Origin of the sequence: Desulfospira joergensenii DSM 10085 (genome assembly GCF_000420085.1) — a bacterium.
Classification (GTDB): domain Bacteria; phylum Desulfobacterota; class Desulfobacteria; order Desulfobacterales; family Desulfobacteraceae; genus Desulfospira; species Desulfospira joergensenii.
The window spans coordinates 2,267,556-2,288,470 of the sequence record NZ_ATUG01000001.1; the positions used below are offsets into that span (position 1 = coordinate 2,267,556).

The 20,915-nt window shown below is 52.2% G+C and carries 17 protein-coding genes and 1 riboswitch; of the genes, 6 read left to right on the plus strand and 11 right to left on the minus strand.

From position 1 onward, the window contains the following. Nucleotides 1-3: 3 nt before the first annotated feature. The 5 genes from F608_RS34695 (at nucleotide 4) to aroB (ending at nucleotide 8,475) form a co-directional block, all read left to right on the plus strand. Nucleotides 4-2,808, plus strand: coding sequence for a PAS domain S-box protein (locus tag F608_RS34695; RefSeq protein ID WP_022665785.1), 2,805 nt, complete (start codon nucleotides 4-6; stop codon nucleotides 2,806-2,808). 63 nt (nucleotides 2,809-2,871) lie between these two features. Continuing rightward, complete coding sequence (locus tag F608_RS34700; protein WP_051148526.1) at nucleotides 2,872-4,581, plus strand: methyl-accepting chemotaxis protein; 1,710 nt, start codon at nucleotides 2,872-2,874, stop codon at nucleotides 4,579-4,581. Then, nucleotides 4,578-5,606, plus strand: a complete 1,029-nt coding sequence (gene rlmN / locus F608_RS0111480; RefSeq protein WP_022665787.1) for a 23S rRNA (adenine(2503)-C(2))-methyltransferase RlmN — start codon at nucleotides 4,578-4,580, stop codon at nucleotides 5,604-5,606. The genes F608_RS34700 and rlmN overlap by 4 nt, the downstream gene beginning before the upstream one ends. A gap of 10 nt (nucleotides 5,607-5,616) precedes the next feature. Continuing rightward, nucleotides 5,617-6,675: an FUSC family protein gene (locus F608_RS31585; RefSeq protein ID WP_022665788.1), complete on the plus strand. Its 1,059-nt coding sequence runs from the start codon at nucleotides 5,617-5,619 to the stop codon at nucleotides 6,673-6,675. Nucleotides 6,676-6,882: 207 nt separating this feature from the next. Further along, nucleotides 6,883-8,475, plus strand: coding sequence for a 3-dehydroquinate synthase (gene aroB, locus F608_RS0111490; protein ID WP_022665789.1), 1,593 nt, complete (start codon nucleotides 6,883-6,885; stop codon nucleotides 8,473-8,475). On the opposite strand, the gene aroD is transcribed toward aroB, so the two are convergent. The 7 genes from aroD to F608_RS34705 all read right to left on the minus strand — a co-directional run bounded on the left by aroD (nucleotide 8,472) and on the right by F608_RS34705 (nucleotide 15,644). After that, nucleotides 8,472-9,236, minus strand: coding sequence for a type I 3-dehydroquinate dehydratase (aroD, locus tag F608_RS0111495; RefSeq protein ID WP_022665790.1), 765 nt, complete (start codon nucleotides 9,234-9,236; stop codon nucleotides 8,472-8,474). The two genes, aroB and aroD, sit on opposite strands and share 4 nt — an antisense overlap. A gap of 168 nt (nucleotides 9,237-9,404) precedes the next feature. Continuing rightward, nucleotides 9,405-10,937, minus strand: coding sequence for a tripartite tricarboxylate transporter permease (locus F608_RS0111500; RefSeq protein WP_022665791.1), 1,533 nt, complete (start codon nucleotides 10,935-10,937; stop codon nucleotides 9,405-9,407). Between the two features lie 14 nt (nucleotides 10,938-10,951). Next, nucleotides 10,952-11,422 (minus strand): tripartite tricarboxylate transporter TctB family protein, encoded by a 471-nt coding sequence (locus tag F608_RS0111505; protein ID WP_022665792.1) that lies wholly within the window; start codon nucleotides 11,420-11,422, stop codon nucleotides 10,952-10,954. Between the two features lie 101 nt (nucleotides 11,423-11,523). Continuing rightward, nucleotides 11,524-12,525, minus strand: a complete 1,002-nt coding sequence (locus F608_RS0111515; protein WP_022665794.1) for a Bug family tripartite tricarboxylate transporter substrate binding protein — start codon at nucleotides 12,523-12,525, stop codon at nucleotides 11,524-11,526. 33 nt (nucleotides 12,526-12,558) lie between these two features. Beyond that, nucleotides 12,559-12,897: a hypothetical protein gene (locus F608_RS0111520; protein ID WP_022665795.1), complete on the minus strand. Its 339-nt coding sequence runs from the start codon at nucleotides 12,895-12,897 to the stop codon at nucleotides 12,559-12,561. A gap of 377 nt (nucleotides 12,898-13,274) precedes the next feature. Beyond that, entirely contained in the window at nucleotides 13,275-13,622 is a 348-nt protein-coding gene (locus F608_RS0111525) for a hypothetical protein (protein WP_022665796.1), read from the minus strand. 39 nt (nucleotides 13,623-13,661) lie between these two features. Further along, nucleotides 13,662-15,644 (minus strand): methyl-accepting chemotaxis protein, encoded by a 1,983-nt coding sequence (locus F608_RS34705; RefSeq protein ID WP_022665797.1) that lies wholly within the window; start codon nucleotides 15,642-15,644, stop codon nucleotides 13,662-13,664. 351 nt (nucleotides 15,645-15,995) lie between these two features. Further along, nucleotides 15,996-16,073, minus strand: a riboswitch (cyclic di-GMP riboswitch). Nucleotides 16,074-16,166: 93 nt separating this feature from the next. On the opposite strand from F608_RS34705, the gene F608_RS0111540 reads away from it, so the two are divergent. Continuing rightward, on the plus strand, nucleotides 16,167-16,448 hold the full coding sequence (locus tag F608_RS0111540; RefSeq protein WP_022665799.1) for a hypothetical protein: 282 nt from the start codon (nucleotides 16,167-16,169) through the stop codon (nucleotides 16,446-16,448). 36 nt (nucleotides 16,449-16,484) lie between these two features. Here the strand turns inward: F608_RS0111540 and F608_RS0111545 are convergent, their stop codons facing one another. The 4 genes from F608_RS0111545 to F608_RS0111560 are packed head-to-tail and all read right to left on the minus strand — an operon-like array spanning nucleotide 16,485 to nucleotide 20,915. After that, nucleotides 16,485-17,246: an acyl-CoA dehydratase activase gene (locus F608_RS0111545; protein WP_022665800.1), complete on the minus strand. Its 762-nt coding sequence runs from the start codon at nucleotides 17,244-17,246 to the stop codon at nucleotides 16,485-16,487. Continuing rightward, nucleotides 17,243-18,298, minus strand: coding sequence for an ABC transporter permease subunit (locus F608_RS0111550; RefSeq protein WP_027362679.1), 1,056 nt, complete (start codon nucleotides 18,296-18,298; stop codon nucleotides 17,243-17,245). Before F608_RS0111550 ends, F608_RS0111545 begins: the two co-directional genes overlap by 4 nt. Further along, entirely contained in the window at nucleotides 18,295-19,332 is a 1,038-nt protein-coding gene (locus F608_RS0111555; RefSeq protein ID WP_208599523.1) for an ABC transporter permease subunit, read from the minus strand. The genes F608_RS0111550 and F608_RS0111555 overlap by 4 nt, the downstream gene beginning before the upstream one ends. Further along, entirely contained in the window at nucleotides 19,329-20,915 is a 1,587-nt protein-coding gene (locus F608_RS0111560) for a sugar ABC transporter ATP-binding protein (protein WP_022665802.1), read from the minus strand. The genes F608_RS0111555 and F608_RS0111560 overlap by 4 nt, the downstream gene beginning before the upstream one ends.

Below are 20,915 nucleotides of genomic sequence, written 5' to 3' on the forward strand. Positions count from 1 at the left end.
TTTTTGAAAATTTCCATACGCTGGGCCGTTATACTGGGCTGCCTGGGACTGGTCTGGGGTACCCAGTTGCTGGTGACCCCGTTCTCCTTTTTTTCCACCAAAAAAGTCATGCTCCGTCACACCCGGGATATCATGGAGAATATCTCTGATCTCGCCCTGGAAGAGACCCGGAATTTTCTTTCCATTGCCAGGGGCGCCGCCAACCTGACCAAGCGCCTGATCTCCTCTGCGGTTATCGACACCAATCATAACGGCCGGGAAAACCTGGAGCAGTACTTCTTTGAGCAGCTGGAAATCTATCCCCAGTTTTCGGGAATTTACTTTGCCAGGCCCGACGGCAGTTTCTATTTTGTCAGCCGGGACAAGGAGAATTACCGGACAAAATTCATTGAAACCACAGAGACCGGAAGAAAGACAATCCTGATCTGGCGGGACCGGGACATGAATATTCTGGGCCGGAAACTGGATCCCCAGGACACTTATGACCCCAGGGTCAGGCCCTGGTTTAAAAAAGCGGTCCAGGAAAAAGAGATCATCTGGACAGAGCCCTACGTATTTTTCACCTCCCAGAAACCCGGAATCACCACTGCAGGACCCATTTACATGCCCAACGGGGACCTGGCCGGGGTGGTGGGGGTTGATATTGAACTTGATGTGCTTTCAAAATTCATCGGCAAACTCCGGGTGGGGAAAACCGGGACCGCTTTTATGATCAACCGGAACCGGGACGTGATTGCCTATCCCGATCTTGAACAGCTCCGGTACGAAAAAGGGAATGAAAAAATCCGCCTGCCCAAAATTACGGAACTCTCAAACAAATCCTGCAGCCTGGCTTATGATGCCGTTAAAAGGGAAATGGGACTGTCCTCACCTGAACCTGCCCCTGGGGACAGAAGTTCCGAAGCTTTTGCCGCCTTTGAATCCAGGGACAAAAAATTCTATACCATGTTCACCCGGGTGGAGGCGGACAAGATCTCCTGGCTCATCGGCGTCTATATCCCGGAAGAGGATTATTTCAGTGAAATCATTGCCAACCAGCGTCTTATCCATATCCTGATCCTGGGCCTTTCCGTCCTGGCAACCATTGCCGGCCTGGTCATGGCCGGGCGCCTCATCCGTCCCATTTCCCAGCTGGATCTGGAAGCTGAAAAAATCAAGGAAAACGATTACACCTCCCTGCCCAGGATCCAGTCGGGCTTCCGTCAGATCCAGCGGACCGCAGACACCTTTTGCGACATGAAGAAGTCCATCATGGCATATAAACAGGAGCTGATCAAAAAGGAAAAGATCAACCGGACCATCATCGATACGGCCAATGAGGCCATTCTCATGGTTGAAAAAAAGGGTATCATATCCTATTGGAACAGGGCGGCCGAGACCCTTTTCGGATACTCTGCCCGAGAGGTACAGGGAAAAAGCATCTTTGACCTTGTCCCCTTCCAGCAGCATCGGAAAGCAGACCACTCCAATCTGAACACCCTTTTCAAAAAGAGCAGAGCCGGCTGCGAAAATGTGGAGATCAACATCATCCACAGGGACGGCCGCTCCATTCCTTCGGAACTGTCCATGGTCAGGATAGAGATTGAGGAGACCCCTTTTCTCATTGCCGTAATCCGGGATATCTCCGCCCGAAAAGAGATGGAGCAGGAAAGAATGGCCATCCTGGAACAGCTTCAGCAGGCCCAGAAAATGGAGGCCATCGGCACCCTGGCCGGGGGAATTGCCCATGATTTCAACAATATCCTTTCCAGCATGGTGGGGTATACGGAACTGATCCGGGAATCCTGCAGTCTGGACAAAAGATGCATGGCCTTTCTGGATGCCTTGTCCATGGCCGGAGACAGGGCCAGGGACCTGGTCCGGCAGATTCTCACCTTCAGCTTTCAGGAACCCCATGAATTCAAGCCTCTCAAAATGCAGAATATTGTATCCGAGGCCTGCCAGCTCATCACCGCATCCCTGCCGCCCTCCATCATCATCCACCGGGAGATCGACGAAAACTGCGGCATGGTATCAGGGGATGCCACCCAGATTCACCAGGTGGCCCTGAACCTCATGACCAATGCATTCCAGGCCATGGAAGAGACCGGCGGCACCCTGGGGGTCAGTCTCCGGCAGGTGAATATTCCGGAGAATCCGGGGCAGGACAACCTGGAGATGGAACCGGGAACATATGCCTGCTATTCGGTCTCAGATACGGGAATCGGCATCAATGATCATGTTTTGGAAAAAATTTTCGACCCCTATTTTACCACCAAACCCAGGGGCAAGAGCACTGGGCTTGGCCTGGCCGTGATCAAGGGCATTGTTCATCACCACGGCGGAGATATCCGGGTAAAGAGCCGGCCGGGCCGGGGAACCCTTTTCCAGGCATTTTTGCCGGTGATTAAGAACAGCACGGATCCCGGGAGTATTGCCGGGCCGGTGAAGATTGAAAAAGGCCATGAAAACATCCTTCTCGTGGATGACCAGCCCAATGTCCTGTTTGTGGAAAGGCAGATCCTGGAGCTGCTGGGATACCGGGTCACGGTCAGGACCTCTGCCAGGGAAGCCCTGGAAACCTTCAGGACCTCTCCAGAAAGTTTTGAGGTGGTGGTCACGGATTACAGCATGCCGGAGATGACCGGGGATCTTCTTGCCCGGGAGTTGGTGGCCATCCGGCCGGGCCTGCCCATAATCCTGTGCACAGGGTATAACGAAGGCATCACCCGGGACAGGGTGGAAGATCACATCATCCGGGAGTTTGTCATGAAGCCCGTAAAAGTGAAGGACTTTGCCGTGCTGATCCGGAAAGTCCTGGACAAGTAACAATGGATTAAACTATTGTGCCCCCTGCCGGATTTTCAGAGGGCACTGAATCAAGGGGGGATTATGGGAATCGTACAGACATTGAGAGCAAAGCAGATGGCCGGATTTCTGCTGGTTGCATCGGTCACCATCATCGTGAGCCTGGTCAGTTTCAACGGGATGAAAAAATTGGAGGATAAATTCAATATCGTCATTACATCCGCGCCCCTCATCGAATCCGCCCTGAACATGAAACTGACCGTAAACCGGGACATCATATCGGTTATGAAGCTCATGGCCGCCCTGGATACGGAGGAGCTTTCCGCTGTCATGCAGGGGCATGAAACCAATATAAAGACCTTCCAGGAGTATAAAACCGCCGTCCTCAAGGGGGCAGAACTAAACGGAAAAAAAATTTTCCCGGCCAGGGACGAAAATTTGCGAAAAATAATTACAGATACGGCCAAGTTTCATGAGGCCCAATTTCAGCCCGGGTTTAAAATCGCCTATGAACAGATGCACAGGCAATTGTCCGCTGAGAACTATGACTACGAACTTCTGGAAACCATCGATGAAAAGGTCATCGCCCTGGGCGGGGAACTGACCCAGAAGCTTGACCAGGCCATGGGCATATCCCAGGCGCTGATCGCCCAGGCCGAGGCAGATGTGCAAAAGGAAAAACAAAGGGCATTTACCCTGCTCTGGACCGCCACCCTGGCAGGCATCGCGGCTGCCGTCATCCTGGGCCTGTTTGTCTCGGGCAAAATTGCAGGCCAGGTTAAAAAGGCGGCCACATTCACCCAGACCATTGCCGGGGGCGATTTCACCCAGTCCCTTCAGGCGGACCAGAAAGATGAGATCGGCTCCATGGTGGAGGCCATGAACCAGATGAGCCGTGAACTGGCAAAGGTATTCAAGGATATCACCCGGGGGGTGGCCACCTTGAACCAGTCCTCCTCTGATCTGTCCGATATATCGGAAACCCTCAAATCCGGGGCCGGGGATATGGCCCAGAGTTCAGAATCGGTTCTGGACGCGGCCCAGGAGATGAGCAGCAGACTTACGGCCATTGCAGCCAGTTCCGAACAATCCTCCAACAGTCTGGACACCATTTCCGCAGCCATGGAACAGATGAAGGCCACGGTGAACGAGATCTCCAGGAACACGGAACAGGCCAGGTCCGTTACCCAGTCCGCCGTGACCGTGGCCCGGAACACCTCTGCCAAGGTCAATGAACTGGGCACGGATGCCGAGGAAATCGGCCAGGTCATCGAAGTCATCACAAATATCTCGGAACAGACCAATCTTCTGGCCCTGAATGCCACCATTGAGGCGGCCAGAGCAGGAGAGGCCGGCAAGGGCTTTGCCGTGGTGGCCAATGAGGTCAAGGAACTGGCCGGGCAGACCGCAGGGGCGGCAAAAAACATCGGGGACAGGATCAGCCGGATCCAGGAATCGGCCCAGGGTACCATCGGGGAGATAGAAGATATCTCCAGGGTGATCCATGAGGTGGATGAAATTGTTACGGCCATTGCCGGATCTGTTGAAGAGCAGTCCGCTGCCTCGGGGGAAATCGCCGACAATGTTTCCCAGGCAGCCCAGGGCATTCACGAAACCAGCGAAAACATTGCCGAATCCTCTTCGGCATCCGGCAGGATTGCCGGGGATATCTCAAAGGTCAACGCCAGCGCAAAAGGGGTAACGGATTCCAGCATCCAGGTCAATGAAACCGTGTCAAAGCTCTCTGATTTTGCCGCCAGCCTCCAGGAAAGCCTGGGAAAGTTCAAGGTTTGACCCTGGATATTCTTGGAACCCCCCTGGACCGGCTGATCCGATTTTTTGAAAAAGATTTCGGCAAAGGCCGGTTTCATGCCGAAGTCCTGTTCAGGGAGATCTTTAAACGGGGCAACCCCGGGTTTCTCCAGGCTCCCGAGTTTTTAGGTTCCCCGAAATTCTCTGCTGAACTGGAAGGCAGGTTCAGACTGGATCCGGGAGAGGTGGTCCATATCTTTCAGGAAGAGAACCTGACCAAGTTTATCACCCGGCTTTCCGACGGTCTGGAAATCGAGTCGGTGATCATTCCCATGACCCGCTACCATACCCTTTGCGTGTCCAGCCAGGTGGGATGCCGGATGGGGTGCAGATTCTGTGAAACCGGGCGTATGGGATTCAAACGAAGCCTGAGTGTTTCCGAAATCACCGGGCAATTGTACAATGCCCGGCACACCCTGCAAAAAGAGATTAAGAATATCGTGTTCATGGGCATGGGAGAACCCTTTGACAACTATGAAGCCGTAATGGATGCTGTTCAGGTAATGAACGAACAAAAGGGCTTTGACGTGGCGCTTCGTCACATCACCCTGTCCACGGCCGGACTGGTCCCGGGAATCCGCCGCCTGGCCGGGCTCAACCTGCCCAATCTCAGGCTGGCCGTTTCCATCAACGGAGCCGATGATGCCACCCGCTCCAAGATCATGCCGGTGAACCGAACCTATCCCCTCAATACCCTGAAAGCCGCCCTGATGAAATTTCCCCTGTCCAACCGGGGTACATTTTTATTCGAGTACATCCTGATCCGGGGCCTGAACGACTCCCCGGATCATGCCCGGAACCTGGCGGATTTTATCCATCCCCTGCCGGTCCGGCTCAACCTGATCCCGTTCAACCCGGTGTCCGGATTTAAGGCAGAGCCCCCCCGGGACTCTGACATGCATGAATTTGCCCAATTGTTAACCGACAAGGGGGTCTTTGTGATCAAACGATGGAGCAAGGGCAGATCCGTATCTGCCGGATGCGGACAGCTGGGAAGAAATCTTTAACAGAGAAAATATGAATTTTTCACCCACACATGCCATACACGGATTCAAGACGGCCTTTGCAGCGGTTCTTGCCTATACAATAACCAGTTTTTTCCACCTGGAGCTTGGACACTGGGCCGTCATATCCACGGTGATCGTCATGCAGATCTATGTGGCCGATTCCGTGGCCCTTTGCCTGTACCGGTTTTCCGGCACCATCCTGGGAGCCCTGATCGGCACACTGGTGATCCTGATCATCCCGGAAACCCCTCTCTTTATGGGAATCGCCCTGTTCTTCACCATCGGTTTCTGCAGTTTTTTAACCTGCTACAAACCCAGGTACCGGATGGCTGCAATCACGGCGGTCATCCTGATCATGACCGGTGTCCATGCCGAGAATATAGTTCTTTTCGGATTGTCCCGGGTATTTGAAATTTCCATCGGTATCCTTTCCGCTTTTCTGGTCTCTGTTCTGATTTTTCCAAGAAGGGGCGTGGATGTTTTAATGGAAAAGCTTGAATCCCAGTCAAAGGCCTGCTCGGAAAAATGCCGCATCCTGGTGGATGCCTTCACAGCAGGACAGAAAAATGTGGAAGAAACCCTGGTGGACGAACTGGTAAAAGATGTCTGGGGCAACCATGAACTCTTACAAAAAGTGAACCAGCATGAGGCGCTGATCTACCATAAAAATGTCAACACCGATCTTTCAGACAAGGTCTCCATCATGAGCCGTTCGGCGGAACATCTGCGCAACATGGTCCGGACCCTCAATGTTCTGGATGGGAACGGATATGATATTATCCTGTCAAAAGAACTCAAAGACCTTGCCGAGGAAAGCGGAAAAACCCTTGAACTGTTGATGAAAAATCAACCGCTGCCCGCGGTCATCCCCCTTGAAGACAGAGTGAAAGCCCTGGACACCGGACTCTTAAATTTAAGGGAAAAAGGCCTTATCCGCCGGTTTGATTCCAAAAGACTGGTACAGGTCTTTTCCTTTTACTCCAGCCTCTTATACTTTGCAGAGGATATTCTTGCAAAAGCGAAAAAAATCCAGGCCAATACCCGAAAAGCTGAATCCCAACCAAGCTGAATCTGCCGGGAAAAATAATTTTTATCTTTATCAAAATCGGATCATTTTCCCGCGATCTTTTTGGATATCTGTTAAGGCGCAGATTCAATTCTATGCTATTATGAATATGGCTTGACATTGGATCTCTTTTTTTTAATAAAGGTCACAAATTCAGGGCCGCTGAAATTTTAATATCCGCCCTAGGCACTCAAGGAAGACAAAACCGGAATGACAGAGCCGAACATCATATTGACAGGATTCATGGCAACCGGAAAAACAACGGTGGGAAAGCTGCTGGCAAAACATCTGGGATATTCCTTTGTGGACACGGACCAGTTGATCGTGGAGCGGTCCGGCATGCCGGTGGCGGAGATCTTTGAGAAAAAAGGGGAGCCGGCTTTCCGGAAAATGGAATCCGACCTGGCCGAAGAGCTGGGCAGCAAAGAGGGCCTGGTCGTTTCCACCGGCGGGGGGATGATGCTGGATCCCCAAAATGCATCGGCCTTAAGCCGCAAGGGTCAGATCTTCTGCCTGGTGGCAACCCCCGAGGAGATCTTTGACCGGGTCTCCAGGGACACCCATGCCAAACGGCCCCTGCTGGAAACCGCCGATCCCATGCTCCAGGTGACGGAGCTTCTCAAACAGCGGGAAAAGGGGTATGGGCAATTTTCCCAGATGAGGACCTCGGCCAAAACCCCGGATGAAATCACATCCAACCTGATCGGGATCATAAGGGCAAATCCCGACCTGAGGCTTTCCATTACTGCTTCCGACACCCATTATGACTACATCGTCGGGGGCGGGATCCTGCCCTTTGTACGGCAGCTGGCCGGGATAAACGGCCCGGTTGCCGTGATCACGGATAAAAACGTGGGCACCCGGTATGCAGAGAGTCTGGGTCATACGGATGCCGTCATAACCGTTGATCCCGGTCAGCAGAACAAAACCCTTTCAACCGTGGAATCGGTCTGTGAAGAACTGGTACGAAAAGGCTTTGACCGGAGCACTACCATTATCGCCCTTGGCGGGTCCGTCATCAGCGGCCTGGCCGGGTTTGTGGCTTCCGTTTACATGCGGGGCGTGGATCTGGTTCAATGCCCCACAAGTCTTCTGGCCATGGCAGATACCAGCATCGGCGGAAAGGCCGGCATCAACCTGCCCCAGGGCAAGAATCTGATCGGCGCCTTTATACAGCCCAAGGCGGTGATTGCCGATGTTGCCACCCTCCGAAGTCTTTCTCCGGAAGAATTTTCCTCGGGCATGGCCGAGGTAATCAAGCATGGTCTGATCGGCGGAAAAGAACTTTTTGAAAGAATCAAGGCCGGCAATTGGGAATGGGGCAAAGGTTCTTTTCAGCCCTCTTCTTTTACCGGTCTCCAGGATCTGATTGCCCAGGCCATACAGGTGAAGATCAACATCGTCCAGGAAGATCCCTTTCAAAAGGGGAAACGGGCCCTATTGAACCTGGGCCACACCTTTGCCCATGCCATTGAACAGGCCAGCGGCCATGGATTGAGGCACGGAGAGGCGGTGTCCATGGGCCTGATCGCCTCGGTCAATCTATCCTGCCGCCTGGGGCACTGCAAAGAAGATCTCCAGCAGGAAGTGGAAACCGTCCTGACCGGATCAGGCCTCCCCGTAAGAATCCCGGCCCGGCTGGATACAAAGAAAATTGTACAGGCCATTCACAGGGATAAAAAGAGAAAGGGAGAACAACTCCGGTTTATCCTCATCCGGGATATCGGGGATGTCTTCATTGGGGAAAACGTCCCCAAACCAGAGGTGACGGACACCCTGGAAGATATCAAAGAAAAGAGCTAGTAGAGGACCGACATGGCCTGTCTGAGATCCTTGATGGGAATCTGACCCGGGGCCGAGACATTTTTTCCAACGGCAAAGGTGATATCGGATCCGAAGACTCCGCCTGAAATCCTTGAAACAACCCCTTTCTCCCCCATGGACATGGTCACAAGGGGAATATCGACCCGGCCTCTGGCGGCCAGGGTGGCTTCCATCAGGGAGAGAACATCTTTGTATTCATTGGGCATGGCTGCCAGCTTGGCAATATCTGCCCCCATTTCTTTTGCCTCGGTCAATTTATCCAGGATAAAATCTCTGGGAGGCGTCTTTTTGAAATCGTGACAGGAGAGGATCACCCTGGTATCGGATGCCCTGCCCGCCTTTACCACGGAATCGATAAACTCTTTTCCGCTGCACAGTTCTATATCCACAATATCGATCAGCCCTGTTTCCATGGCCCCGAGAATCAGATCCAGGCGCTCCTGTTCCGATATGGGCTGGAGACCGCCTTCACATTCAATCCGGCAGGTAAAGATCATGGGAATTGGATCAATGATCTCCTGGAGATCTTCCAGGGCCTTGACGCAGTCCTGGATATTGCACACCTTTTCATATCCGTCGATCCGCCACTCCAGAAGATCCGGCTTGAGCAGAATCAGTTCCCGGGCCTGGGTCAGCAGATCGTCCCTGTCCCCGGCCACCATGGGCAGGCAGATCAGCGGCATTGGGCCGCCGATAAGGGTATTTTTCACTTTCACTTGTTTTTTGCTTTGAACTCTCATAAATCTATCCTGGTTTAAAACGATTGTCCCTCATCAAAGCGGCACGCAAATTCCCGGGAACCATCTATAATCCCAAGGCTATACAGGTTAATGTCAAATGTCAATCCGCCCTGATTCCCTCTTAAAAAACGGATGGTAATGGGGGGGAACCTGCAATCAAGTCTTCCTCTACGGATTCGTCCCGGTTTCCGGCGGACCCGGTTTCCGGAATCTTGCTTTCAGGGCCGTCCACAGGGGCGTCTGGCTGAAAATCATGAAAAAAACGGAAAGGGTCAGCACACAGGTGAGGGGATTGATGAAAAAAGAGAGAAAGAATTCATCCATATTGTCACCGCAGGACATGACGGTTCTTCTATACGACATGTCCATGAGGGGACCCAGAATGATCCCCAGAATAATGGGGGCCACCTGGAATCCGAACATCTTGAGGAAATAGCCGGCCAGGCCGAATCCCAGCATCCAGTAAACATCAATGATACTGTTCTGGATGGTATAGGTGCCCACCACCGAAAGAACCGTAATGACGGGGATAAGGATGCCCCTGGGCAGTTCCACCATCTTGGCAAAAATCCGGATCCCGGTGAGTCCGAAGATCACCATGAAGATATTGGACAGGCAGAGATTGCCCACGGTGAACCAGAACAGGTGGGGGGTTTCGAGCATGAGCATGGGGCCGGGCTTGAGACCGTGGATGTAAAGGGCGCCGATCATCACGGCCGTGACCGCATCCCCGGGAATCCCCAGGGTCAGCATGGGGATATAGGCCCCGCCGATGGCTGCATTATTGGCGGACTCCGGGGCGATAAGCCCCTCATAGGCCCCTTTTCCAAAGGGGCGGGATGGTTTTTTCACCGTGCGTTTGGCATGGTCATAGGCCATGAGGGCGGCAATATCCCCGCCGGTTCCGGGCAGGGCACCGATGATGACCCCGATGAAGGAGGTCCGGATGGAAAGGGGGAGATACTTGAGAATCACGGACCAGGAAGGAATGATTTTATCCACATTCTGCTTCACAGGCTTGAGATTCAGCATGTGAAGCTGGTACAGGGACTCGGATATACCGAACAATCCGATCATGGCAATGACATAATGGATTCCCCCGAGCAGGGCCACGGTGCCGAAGGTGAACCGGCCTTCGGCGGTCATGGGATCCATGCCCACCATGCCCAGGGTCACGCCCAGGGCACCGGCAAAAATCCCCTTTGCCATGGAGTCTCCGGACAGGCCGCCCACGAGCAGAAGTCCCATGGCGGCCAGAAGAAGATAGTCCCTGGGGGCAAACTGCAGGGCAAACTCCGACACCAGGGGGGCGGCAACGGCCAAGACAAGAACGCCGATCATCCCGCCCACAAGGGAAATAAGGGTGCTCACCCCGATGGCCGCCCCGGCCTCCCCCCGTTCTGCCAGGGGATATCCGTCAAAGCTGGTGGCAATGGCTGCGGGGGCTCCCGGGATATTGAGCAGGATGGCGGACCGGGACCCGCCGTAAACGCCTCCGCAGAATACGCCGACCATGAGTGCCAGGGCATTATTGACTTCCCATGAAAAGGTAAAGGAAATGAGAATCGAGACCGCCATGGTGACGGAAAGGCCCGGAATTGCGCCCACATAGACCCCTCCCAGGGTGCCCAGAGCGGTCAGCCCGAGCAGGGAAGGATCCAGCCAGGCCATGAAAAAATGGGAAAGATTTGAAGGGTCCATGGGATTTTATCCTTTCAGGGCAGAACAACGCGGAACAGATAGTGAAATACGAGGTAGATGATGCCGATGGTCAGGCCGGAAATCAAAAGAGATTTCCCCGGACTGCTCCCTCTTAGAAAAATCATGGCCAGGGCCAGGAATCCAAAGGAAGCGGGCAGAAAGGTCAAGGGAACGATTAAAAACATGTAAAGGATGACCAGGCCCGTATACATCAGGAAAACCGGGGGAACTACGGCCTTGGCTGCCCCTTGAACTTCATCCTTCAGGCTTTGTGTCCCGTCCTTTTTCCCCCCCAATGACCGGCCCCCTATCCAAACAACGGAAACCAGCATCACCGCGGATGAAAACATGGGAAACGCCCCGGGGGAACTGGCCGATGAAAAACCGGAAATCCGGCAGGCCAGAATCAGGGTGACAAGGCTGAAAACCAGCAGCATCCAGATGAAACTTGTTTCACCCGGAATCAGTTTGGGTCTCTTTTTCATTGCATGATCCCTTACACCTCCCCCCGGCAAAAGCCGGGGGGCCGGTATGAAAAAACAAAATCCCCAGGGCCTGCCCCGATAAAGCAGAAGGCCCCGGCATGTTAAGGTTTGGGAATGCCTAAATCCTCGGGAGACACCTTGGTTGCATTGGCTTCATGGAGCAGCCATGTGGTGACGGACTGCCAGTGTGTAAGAAATTTATCCGCCTCCTCGCCGTGAATGTTCATTGTAACGGCACTGATGTTTTCGATAAATTGTTTAAACTTGGGATCATCCGCCCCTTTTTTAAAGGCCTCCACCAGTTTGGCCTTGGCCGCCTCAGGCACGTCTCTCTTACACCATACACCGTAAAATGGGCCCCAGGGCAGGTATTTTTTAAATACCGGAAAGTCATCAACGATCAGAGGAATATCCTCAAGCCCGGCAACTTTTGTATCCGATACAAGGGCAAGGGCTTTGAGGCGTCCTGCACGGATATGTTCCCTGGCCGCACCCAGGGCAACGGGAAAGAAATCCACATGACCGCCAAGGGTAGCGGTAATGCCTGGGCCGTCACCGTCAAAGGGAACGGTTCTCACATCAAAGCCGGTAGCGCTTCTGAGCATGGCGCTGACCGTAAAGGGCAGGCCGCCGGGGCCGGTGGACCCCATTTTAATTTTTCCCGGATTTTTTGCCGCATCATCAACAAGCTCTTTAAAAGAGTTCCAGGGTGTTTTGTTGTTGGCAACGATAACAACGAGCCCCCTGGCCAGGACGTTGACAGGATAGAAATCCTTGTAATCCAGCTTGGACAATTTCAAAATCCCGTAGAGCTGGGGGTTTTCCGCTCCATACAAGAGGGTATATCCGTCCGAGGGGCGGGAATAGACATATTGGGTGGAAATGGCCCCTGTTCCGCCGGGCTTGTTGATCAGCACCACCTGTTTGCCCAGATAGGGTTCAGCCAGAGGGGTGATGGCCCGGGTGGCGTTGTCCGTTCCCCCGCCGGCCCCCCACATGATGATCCCCTGGATATCCTTGGAAGGGAAATCTGCCGCAATGGCCTGGAAACCGGTGAAAGAGACCAGGAAGAGTGCAAAGAGTGCAAAATAAATTTTTTTCATGTTTTTTCCTTTTGGTTTGAAAAGATTGAAAAATCAAGGAAAATTTTCATTCGAAATCCATATAAAATTTTTCCTGACTATTTTGTTTCCCGTTCTTTTACTATAAATCCTCCCAAAAAAAAACCCATGCTGGCCTGCCTGCCCGTCAGAGGCTGAAGCTTCCGTCTCCTCTGTTTCTCCGATCTCCGCTTCTGAATCTTCAGTTTCGCTTTCCATCAGGGCATAGGCTTCTTCGGAGATCTCTGCAGAGTCTTCGCTTACTGTGGTTGAGGTCTCTTCCTGGTCGCTATTTGTCTCCACAGATGTAGTCGTATTTACAGTGAACGCCTGATCAATGGTAAGATTAGAGTATGATGATACGGAAATCGACATGATGTTTCTCCTTTCTGGTTTGAATTTACACTCATCAATCGCTATAGGATTCCTGTCTTAACCATTAAGAAAAACGGCAAAACTCCATAATTGCTACACATTTTAATTTGCATGTACCATGGTCAGATATAGCAACAGCCGCCACAAAAGCACCATTCAAGTTTAAAAATTAAAATTCAACAAGTATGGTCGTATCCCAGACCCGATCTGAGCCATATTTCAAGTTCTTGATAATCTTTTGTGCTTTGCTTGACAAAAAGGAAGTTTCTATCATGAGATAATTATTTTATAGACCCTTATCCATCTGGACAAAAACAACTATAAACCGTCTTGAACATGACTTGGGCCTAGGACCTGTCTTTTAACCGGGCCGATTCTTAAATCCGGTCAAGGATCCGATCCGCCATGAAGATTGTTTCAGCAATGACAGCAGGCTTCCTATGCCGGCCCTCGGTTATCCGGCATTTTGCTTTCACCCCGGTCACCCTTGCTGAAACCCCCATTCCGGCATCTGTCAACAATGCAATGATCTTTCCTACCCAAGTGCTATCGTCAGGTGCATTGACTTTAAAGGCGGAAATATCAAATACACCTGAAAATCCTTTGGACACTCCATACACCTGGGACTCAAGTTCTTTGAAGATCTGTTCCGCCTCCCCAGGCTCAATGGTACCGAGCTTCAGATATACTCTGTTTTTTCTATGATCGACTTTAATTCTATACATGATTTTATCATACCTGCCGGCGATATCCGTCTAGGCACCCTAAATCTTGAACAGATGGACAGTAGACTTGAGTGTTTTTGATAATTTATTTAGATCTTCAGCATTACGCTTAATCTGCGAGCCGGTTCCGGATATCTCAGAAGAGGACTGGTTCACACTGGCAATATCCTGGGAAATCTGGTTGGAGACGCTTGAACTCTGAGTCACATTTTCAGTAACATCCACGATCTCCCGGGCAGCCTGGCTTACATTTTCAGCGATCTCTTTTGTTGTAACAGATTGTTCTTCAACTACGGCCGCGACACTGTCAATCATCTCGTTTACATCGGTGATTGCCCTTGTAATTTCTTCAATTTCATCAACCGCTTCCTGGGTGGAACTCTGAATACTTTTTATTTGATTTCTAATTTCCAAGGTTGCCCCTGCTGTTTGTTGCGCAAGACTTTTGATCTCACCTGCGACAACGGCAAACCCCTTACCAGCCTCTCCTGCACGGGCTGCTTCGATGGTGGCATTTAATGCCAGCAGATTGGTCTGTTCCGATATGTCATTAATGGTATCCACTATCTTTCCAATCTCGTTGGAAGACTTGCTTAAGAAACTGATTTTCTCAGAGGCGTTTTTTGTTTTAGCAACGGTTTCATTGCTTGTTGTGCTGGTTCTTTCCGTATGTTTTGCGACCTCATTAATGGTTGAGGTCATCTCTTCCGCAGCAGAGGAGATCATGCTGATATTTGAGGAAGATTGTTCGGCTGCCGAAACAACAGAGGCCATTACCGAACTCATCTCTTCAGATGCAGATGCGGCATTGCTTGAATTGACAGACATCTGTTGGATGCTCTCGGACATCTGTTCTGAAATGGTCAAAAATCCTGTTGAGGACTGCTCCAGTATAATGGCATCTTTTGAAATTCCTCCAATTATACTCTGCAACTTTTCAACAAAGGTATTGAACCAGCCGGCCAGTATCCCTATTTCATCCTTATTCTTAACCTCAATTCTCTGTGTCAAATCACCTTCCCCGCTGGCAATGGCCTCCATATTTTTTGCAACAGCATTAATCGGGCGGACAACACTTCTGTTGATAAAATAAATAATTCCCAGAATAAACCCCAAAAAGACCGCAAACAGTGCGCCAAAGAGTGTAAAAATCAAATTCCTGATCGAATTGACTTGTTTCAAGGCAATGTCAGTCTTAACCCCGAGCAGATAAAGACCCGTCTTGGTATCGGAAAACCCCTTAAAAGCACCTTTAAAGCTCAGGTAACTGTCATCCTTGAAATATCCTGATTTAAGAATACGGTTGAAGATGCCGGGCTGCTGGATATATTTGTAAAATTCCGGATCAACATCTTTCTGATTCAAAATATAATTGGCAAATTTGGGCTTATCTTTCATGCCCTTGGCAATATTCAAAAAAGCATCTTCCATGAAATAAATAAAATCAATATTATAAGGCTTTAACGTCCTTTTGATGGAGTTAAGACCGCCCTCAAAATCGGCAATACCGAGAAATCTTTGGCCGTCAAGAACCGGGAAAAGCCCTTTGAGCCTAAGCCCTTTAGATGACATCTCCATGGCAACAAAGGATTTTCCCGTTGATTTAACCTGGGCATACCCTTTGGAATACGTCAGTTCTTCCCCGAACCTATCCGGGGCCCAGGATTTATAAAAGGATTTTAAATCCGTATCGATCAGGTGAATCTGTACGTTTTTGAACCCTGTATTTTTTTTAAAAACATCACCGAGCTGTTTTAACAGTCTGTTGGCCCTTTCCCTATTATTCTCTTGAAACGCTTTTTTAACTTCTAAGTTATTCGCGACCTGAAGGGCATTGGTCTGCCAGACCTTCTTTTTAGCCTCCATTGCCACTTCAAAATTCTGGCGGGCCGATTGAACCACTTCATTGATCTGAGCCTGTTTAATATTTTTGTAATAGAAAAAAGTGGCGACAAGACTGGCACAGAAAATTACTACAAACCCTGTGCCGCTAATGATTAATAGTTTCGCTTTCAATTTCATATTTTAAATCCTCCACAACAAACCCTGTTTCAGCACGAATGGCACGCTTCCGGCAAAGGGTCTGTCAAATTTTTACATAATATATTCAATAAGTTTTACAAAAATCGTATGCCTGTTTTTTTTCTATCTATTTGGTTCGAAAAAACAAGTATACGAAAACCAACCAATATCAAACCGGCTATTCAGGTCAGATAATGGCGACATTCACAGGGGGGATGTCGCCCCCCTGATTTTTTTCTTTATGCACAAACTGTGAGGCAAACGAGGAGGAAATGATGAACTTCATATTCAAAACAACAAAAACCAGGCTGCGCAGCATCCCGGTTTATCTATCCAAACGCAATCATTCTCTTCAGCAACCAGGCGTTCTCAATTAAGAGGTCCTTGGCTTTCCGTCCCTATCTCACAATAGGTTTGGCTTTTTAGCGGGGACGTATTTATACCAAAGCAACTCAAATGTCAACTTTTTAACCTGACCTAATTTTTTCGATGACGGCATCCTTCTTTTGTTTTGAAATTTGTTTGAAACTCATTACAAATATTGCAGCGGCGGTGGAGGAGCAGTCTGTTTCCGCAAGGGAGATCGCGGCCAATATGGCCCAGGCCGCCCAAGGGCTCCAGAAGGTTATCCAAAGCGCTTCTGAGAACTCCCATGTAACCGGAGAGATCGCAGGAGAAGTATCTGAAGTAAACTGTGCCGCCAAGGGAATGGCCCTTTCCAGCTCCGAGATCAACAAAAGCGCCGATACCCTTTCAAAGGTATCTGAACAGCTCAAATCCATAGTGGGGCAGTTCAAAGTCTGATATGGACGGCAATTTTCCGTCAAGAACGGGGTTGAATCAGGCCGGGGTCTCCTCTTCCAATACCAGGGCCGCACCCAGGGCCCCCATCATCTGGGGATCTTCCGGGACAAGAACCTCCCGGTCCAGACTCTGTGACAGAAGGTGGACCATGCAGGGATTTCTGGCCACCCCCCCTGAAAAGACAATGGGTCCCTGGGAAGAGACCCGGTTGATCATTCCCGAGGCCCGCTTGACCACGCTCAGGTGAAGGCCCCGGGAAATTTCCCTGCGGTCCGCACCCCTGGCGATCAATGAGGTGACCTCGGACTCGGCAAACACCGTGCACATGCTGGAGATGGCCAGATTCCTGTCTGTTTCCAGGGCGGCCCGCCCAAATTCTTCAATGGAGAAACCCAGGTTGGAGGCCATGATCTCCAAAAATTTTCCGGTACCGGCCGCACACCGGTCGTTCATCTCAAATTTCTTCACCCGGCCCTTGGCATTCAGGGCAATGGCCTTGGAATCCTGCCCCCCGATATCCAGGATGGTCTCGGCCTCCGGGAAAGAGGCCAGAACCCCCCGGGCATGGGCCTTGATCTCCGTGACCGTCCGGGCCCCGTCAAAGGCGATCTCAAACAGGGTCCGGCCGTAGCCCGTGGCCATGATGGAATCGTATTCAACCTCATCAAGGAGTTTACGGGCCCGGGGAATGGGGTCAAATCCGGTGTCGGTCTGGTGGGTCTCCAGGAGTTCCCCTTTTTCATCCACCACGGCAAGTTCAATGCTCCTGGATCCAATATCAATTCCGGCAAATTTCATATCTTTATATCCTTTTCAACAAGGGTTTTTGGAGTTTTTTTTCCGGCATTGAGGATCAGGGCGAAGGCAATGGTCCCGTATGCCACGAAACTTCTGAAATACTCTCCCAGGGCCGGGTTGCCGAACACATTCTGGCCGGCCTGGGGAGATACGATGAACAGGGAATGAAAGAGCAGAATCCCTAAAAATGCATGGCGGACCCGGGCATGGGTCAAGGTGGCTCCCCCGGCCAGGAGGGCGGCGCAGGAGAAGATATCCGTGTTCATATGGGCGGTGTAGACGTTGAGCATGCCGATGTTCAGGATATAAAAGAGATGGCCCAGGCAGGCAATCAGGGTGGAAAGGACGATGGCCTTGATGCGGATCATATCGGCATCCATCCCTAGAGCCCGGGCCTTTTCAAAACTCTGTCCCACAATGGCAAAGGCCTTTCCCAGCCGGGTCAGGGTCAGGTATTTGATCCCAAGGCCGAACCCGAGAACCGCCAGAATCATGAAAACCGGGAGTTCGACCGATCCCAGGCGGATGAGCCAGAGAGTGTCCAAAAGTCCTCTGAACATCTCAAGGTCCACCATGTTCCGGATGCCGATCCCCCGGGAAAGCATCATCTCCTGGTTGGTGGGCCGGATCAGGGTGCCGTATCCCACCATGAAGATGAGCTGGTAGATGGAGGTGGCCACAAACCCGATGATGATGGTGGTGATCATCTCCCTGTTTTTCACCCGGTTCAGGCAGATACCGATGATAATTCCCATCAAAAGGGAGAACAGCAGCCCCAGTGCCGCCATCATGAAAAGTCCGGCCATGCCGCCGAATCCGAAATCGAGAACCAGGATCAATCCCACCTGGGCGCTCAGGGCTCCCACCACGATGGAAAAATTGATGCCCATTCCGGCCCGGATGGGAATGATCAGGGCCAATACCATGACCCCGTCCCGGACAAACCGGGTGATGACCTCGTTGGTCAGAAAACAAAGGCTCATGCCCGAAAACCAGAAGGCCAGGAAGGAAATCCCGGCAAAGATCAGGGGAACCCTCGGGAATCGAGTCATTGCTGTTTTCCCCCCTCATAGAGCAGGGCATAAAGGATGATCCCGTTGGTGATCATGAGCCTGAAAATCTCAGCCACTTCAGGGACCATGAGTTCGTTGGCAATGGGCCCGGAAATCAGATAGGTGGTCTGGAACAAAAAGGTTCCCAGGACCACATGGGCCATTCTCGTGTGCCGGCCCATGCTGCCGCCCACCAGGATGGCCGAGGCCGCGGGAAAGGCCATCATCAAAGGGGCATCGTACAGCTCCAGAAACCCGTAGCTCTGGGCATAGACGCAGATACCCAGGGCGGCAATCCCCGTGGAAAGAACAACGGCAAGCATCCTGGCCCTGAAGATATTGACCCCGGACAGCCCGGCAAAGATCTCGTTCTCTCCCACCGCGGTCATGGCCCTGCCCGGACGGGTCCGGAAAAAAAGAACCAGCAGCAGGCAGAGAAGGGAAAAAAAGAGCAGCAGGCCCAGGGGGACCCTGACCCCGGCCATGTCCGCAGCCCAGAGATCGTTCAGGGCCTTGGCAAAGTATTTTTTCAGCCCGATCACCGGACGCAGCCCCTTTCCTCCAATGGGCCAGAGCATGGCCGGATTGGAAAAAGGGGCCACGGTCCAGAAAAAATTCATCAAGGGCACAAAGGAAAACCCCACAAAGGTGGCCGTGATCTCTTCCCTGCCCTTGACCCGGTTTAATATGGCCCCGTACCCGGTTCCCAGGACAAGGGCGGCAGGCATGGAAAACCCCATGGCCAGGACAAGCCCCCCGAGCCCCTTGAACCCGAAGTTAACGGCCATGCACATTCCCATGAGTCCGGCCACAATGCCCACGGGAAGTCCGAAGTTGATCCCCACCCCGGCCCGGAGCATGGGCACCAGGGAGAGCACCAGCACCCCGTTCATGGCCAGGCGGACCAGGGCGTCGCTCAATATCCAGGTCAGGGGGATGTCAAGAAAGACTGCGGCACCGGTCATCACCGCCAGAAACAGGATGATGGCAGCCTGGGGAATCTGGAGGCCCAAATCTTTAAAAGGGCGGGTCAAAGGGCCTCCCTTTGTCCGGCGCAGGCCAGGGTGAAATCCGCCTCATCCCTTTCCGGATCCAGGATATCAAAAAGCTGTCCCCTGTAAAATACGGCGATCCGGTCACAGATCCGGCGCAGTTCCTCCACCTCACCCGAACTGATCACCAGGGTGGTTCCCTTTTCTTCCCGGGTCCGGGCCAGAAGCCGCAATACGGATTCCTTGGCCGCAATATCAATTCCCCGGGTGGGATCCCCCACAAAAAGCAGATCCGGATCCATGGCCATGGCATGGGCCATACAGACCTTTTGCTGATTCCCCCCGCTCAGTTCCCCGGCCTTTTGAAAGACGGACCGGCACTGGATATCCAGGTCTGCAACGGATTCACGGGCATATTTTCTGCACCCTTTTTGATCAATGCCCCGGAAAAAGGGAAGCCCCTTTTTAACAAAGCCCTGACCGGTCTGTACCGGGGCAAAGGTCATGTTTTCCACAATGGAATGATCGGCCAGAAGCCCGTGTTCCCGGCGGTCTTCCGGCAGCATCCAGACCCGGTTTTGGATCATTTCTTCCGGCGAAAACCGGGTCAGGTCCCGGCTCTTGAGCCTCACCCGGCCCCGGGCCCGGCAAAGACCGAAAAGCCCGGCTCCCAAGGCGGTTCTTCCGTGGCCGGAGAGGCTGGTGATCCCCAGGATCTCCCCCTGGTAAACCGTCAGATCCAGATGGTCCAGGCGATCCCCGGGCTTATCCACACTCAGGCTTGCCACTTCCAGAAAAGGGGGCCTGTTCGTATTTGTTTTTGGTTTTCGGGCCTTTTGGAAGACCTTCTTTCCCACCATCAGGGCAGACAATTGGGAAACCATCCTTTTCCGGCCTCCCGGGTCCTGTGGGTCATTTTCCAGGCATCCGGCCACCCGGCCGTTGCGCAGAACAGTGATCCCATGGCAGCAGGCCGCCACCTCTTCCAGACGGTGGGAGACATAGAGAACGGCCGTGCCCTTTTGGGCCGCCAGTCTGACCGCGTCCATGAGGCGGCCGGCGTCGGCCGGTCCCAGAACAGCGGTGGGCTCGTCAAGGAGCAGCATTTTGAGCGGCTCCCGGTTCAGCTCCCTTGCCATCTCCACAAATTGCTTCATGGCCACGGGCAGATCCGCACATAAAAGATTCGGGTCCAGTTCCGGATTGAGACGATCCAGTATCTTCTCTGCCTTTTTTTGGTTGGCCTTAGGGTCAATCATGGAAAGGTCCCGGCCCAGAAGGCGCTGGGTCCAGGCCTTTACCGATTCCCGGGACAGGCTGATATTTTCCGCCACATCCATACCCGGGATCAGGGCAAATTCCTGGTGGACCATACCGATGCCGGCAGCCGAGGCCTGGGCCGGCCGGGCAAAACAGCGCTTTTTCCCGTTAAATTCAAACGATCCGGAAAATCCGCCGGTCTCCCGGATCACGGACTGGCCGGATATGATTCCCAGCAGGGTGGTTTTACCCGAGCCGTTGAGCCCGACAAGACCATGGATCCTGCCGGGCTCAACCTCAAGATTTACCCCGTCAAGGGCGGTAAATCCATTGTACTGCTTGGTGATTTTTTTTAAAGACAGCAT

What these genes read in the sequence shown, in the direction of transcription:
- F608_RS34700 (WP_051148526.1), top strand. Translation starts at nt 2,872, where the DNA reads ATGGGAATCGTACAGACATTGAGAGCAAAGCAGATGGCCGGATTTCTG.
- F608_RS31585 (WP_022665788.1), top strand. Translation starts at nt 5,617, where the DNA reads ATGAATTTTTCACCCACACATGCCATACACGGATTCAAGACGGCCTTT.
- aroB (WP_022665789.1), top strand. Translation starts at nt 6,883, where the DNA reads ATGACAGAGCCGAACATCATATTGACAGGATTCATGGCAACCGGAAAA.
- aroD (WP_022665790.1), bottom strand. Translation starts at nt 9,236, where the DNA reads ATGAGAGTTCAAAGCAAAAAACAAGTGAAAGTGAAAAATACCCTTATC.
- F608_RS0111500 (WP_022665791.1), bottom strand. Translation starts at nt 10,937, where the DNA reads ATGGACCCTTCAAATCTTTCCCATTTTTTCATGGCCTGGCTGGATCCT.
- F608_RS0111505 (WP_022665792.1), bottom strand. Translation starts at nt 11,422, where the DNA reads ATGAAAAAGAGACCCAAACTGATTCCGGGTGAAACAAGTTTCATCTGG.
- F608_RS0111515 (WP_022665794.1), bottom strand. Translation starts at nt 12,525, where the DNA reads ATGAAAAAAATTTATTTTGCACTCTTTGCACTCTTCCTGGTCTCTTTC.
- F608_RS0111520 (WP_022665795.1), bottom strand. Translation starts at nt 12,897, where the DNA reads ATGTCGATTTCCGTATCATCATACTCTAATCTTACCATTGATCAGGCG.
- F608_RS0111525 (WP_022665796.1), bottom strand. Translation starts at nt 13,622, where the DNA reads ATGTATAGAATTAAAGTCGATCATAGAAAAAACAGAGTATATCTGAAG.
- F608_RS34705 (WP_022665797.1), bottom strand. Translation starts at nt 15,644, where the DNA reads ATGAAATTGAAAGCGAAACTATTAATCATTAGCGGCACAGGGTTTGTA.
- F608_RS0111545 (WP_022665800.1), bottom strand. Translation starts at nt 17,246, where the DNA reads ATGAAATTTGCCGGAATTGATATTGGATCCAGGAGCATTGAACTTGCC.
- F608_RS0111550 (WP_027362679.1), bottom strand. Translation starts at nt 18,298, where the DNA reads ATGACTCGATTCCCGAGGGTTCCCCTGATCTTTGCCGGGATTTCCTTC.
- F608_RS0111560 (WP_022665802.1), bottom strand. Translation starts at nt 20,915, where the DNA reads ATGCTGTCTTTAAAAAAAATCACCAAGCAGTACAATGGATTTACCGCC.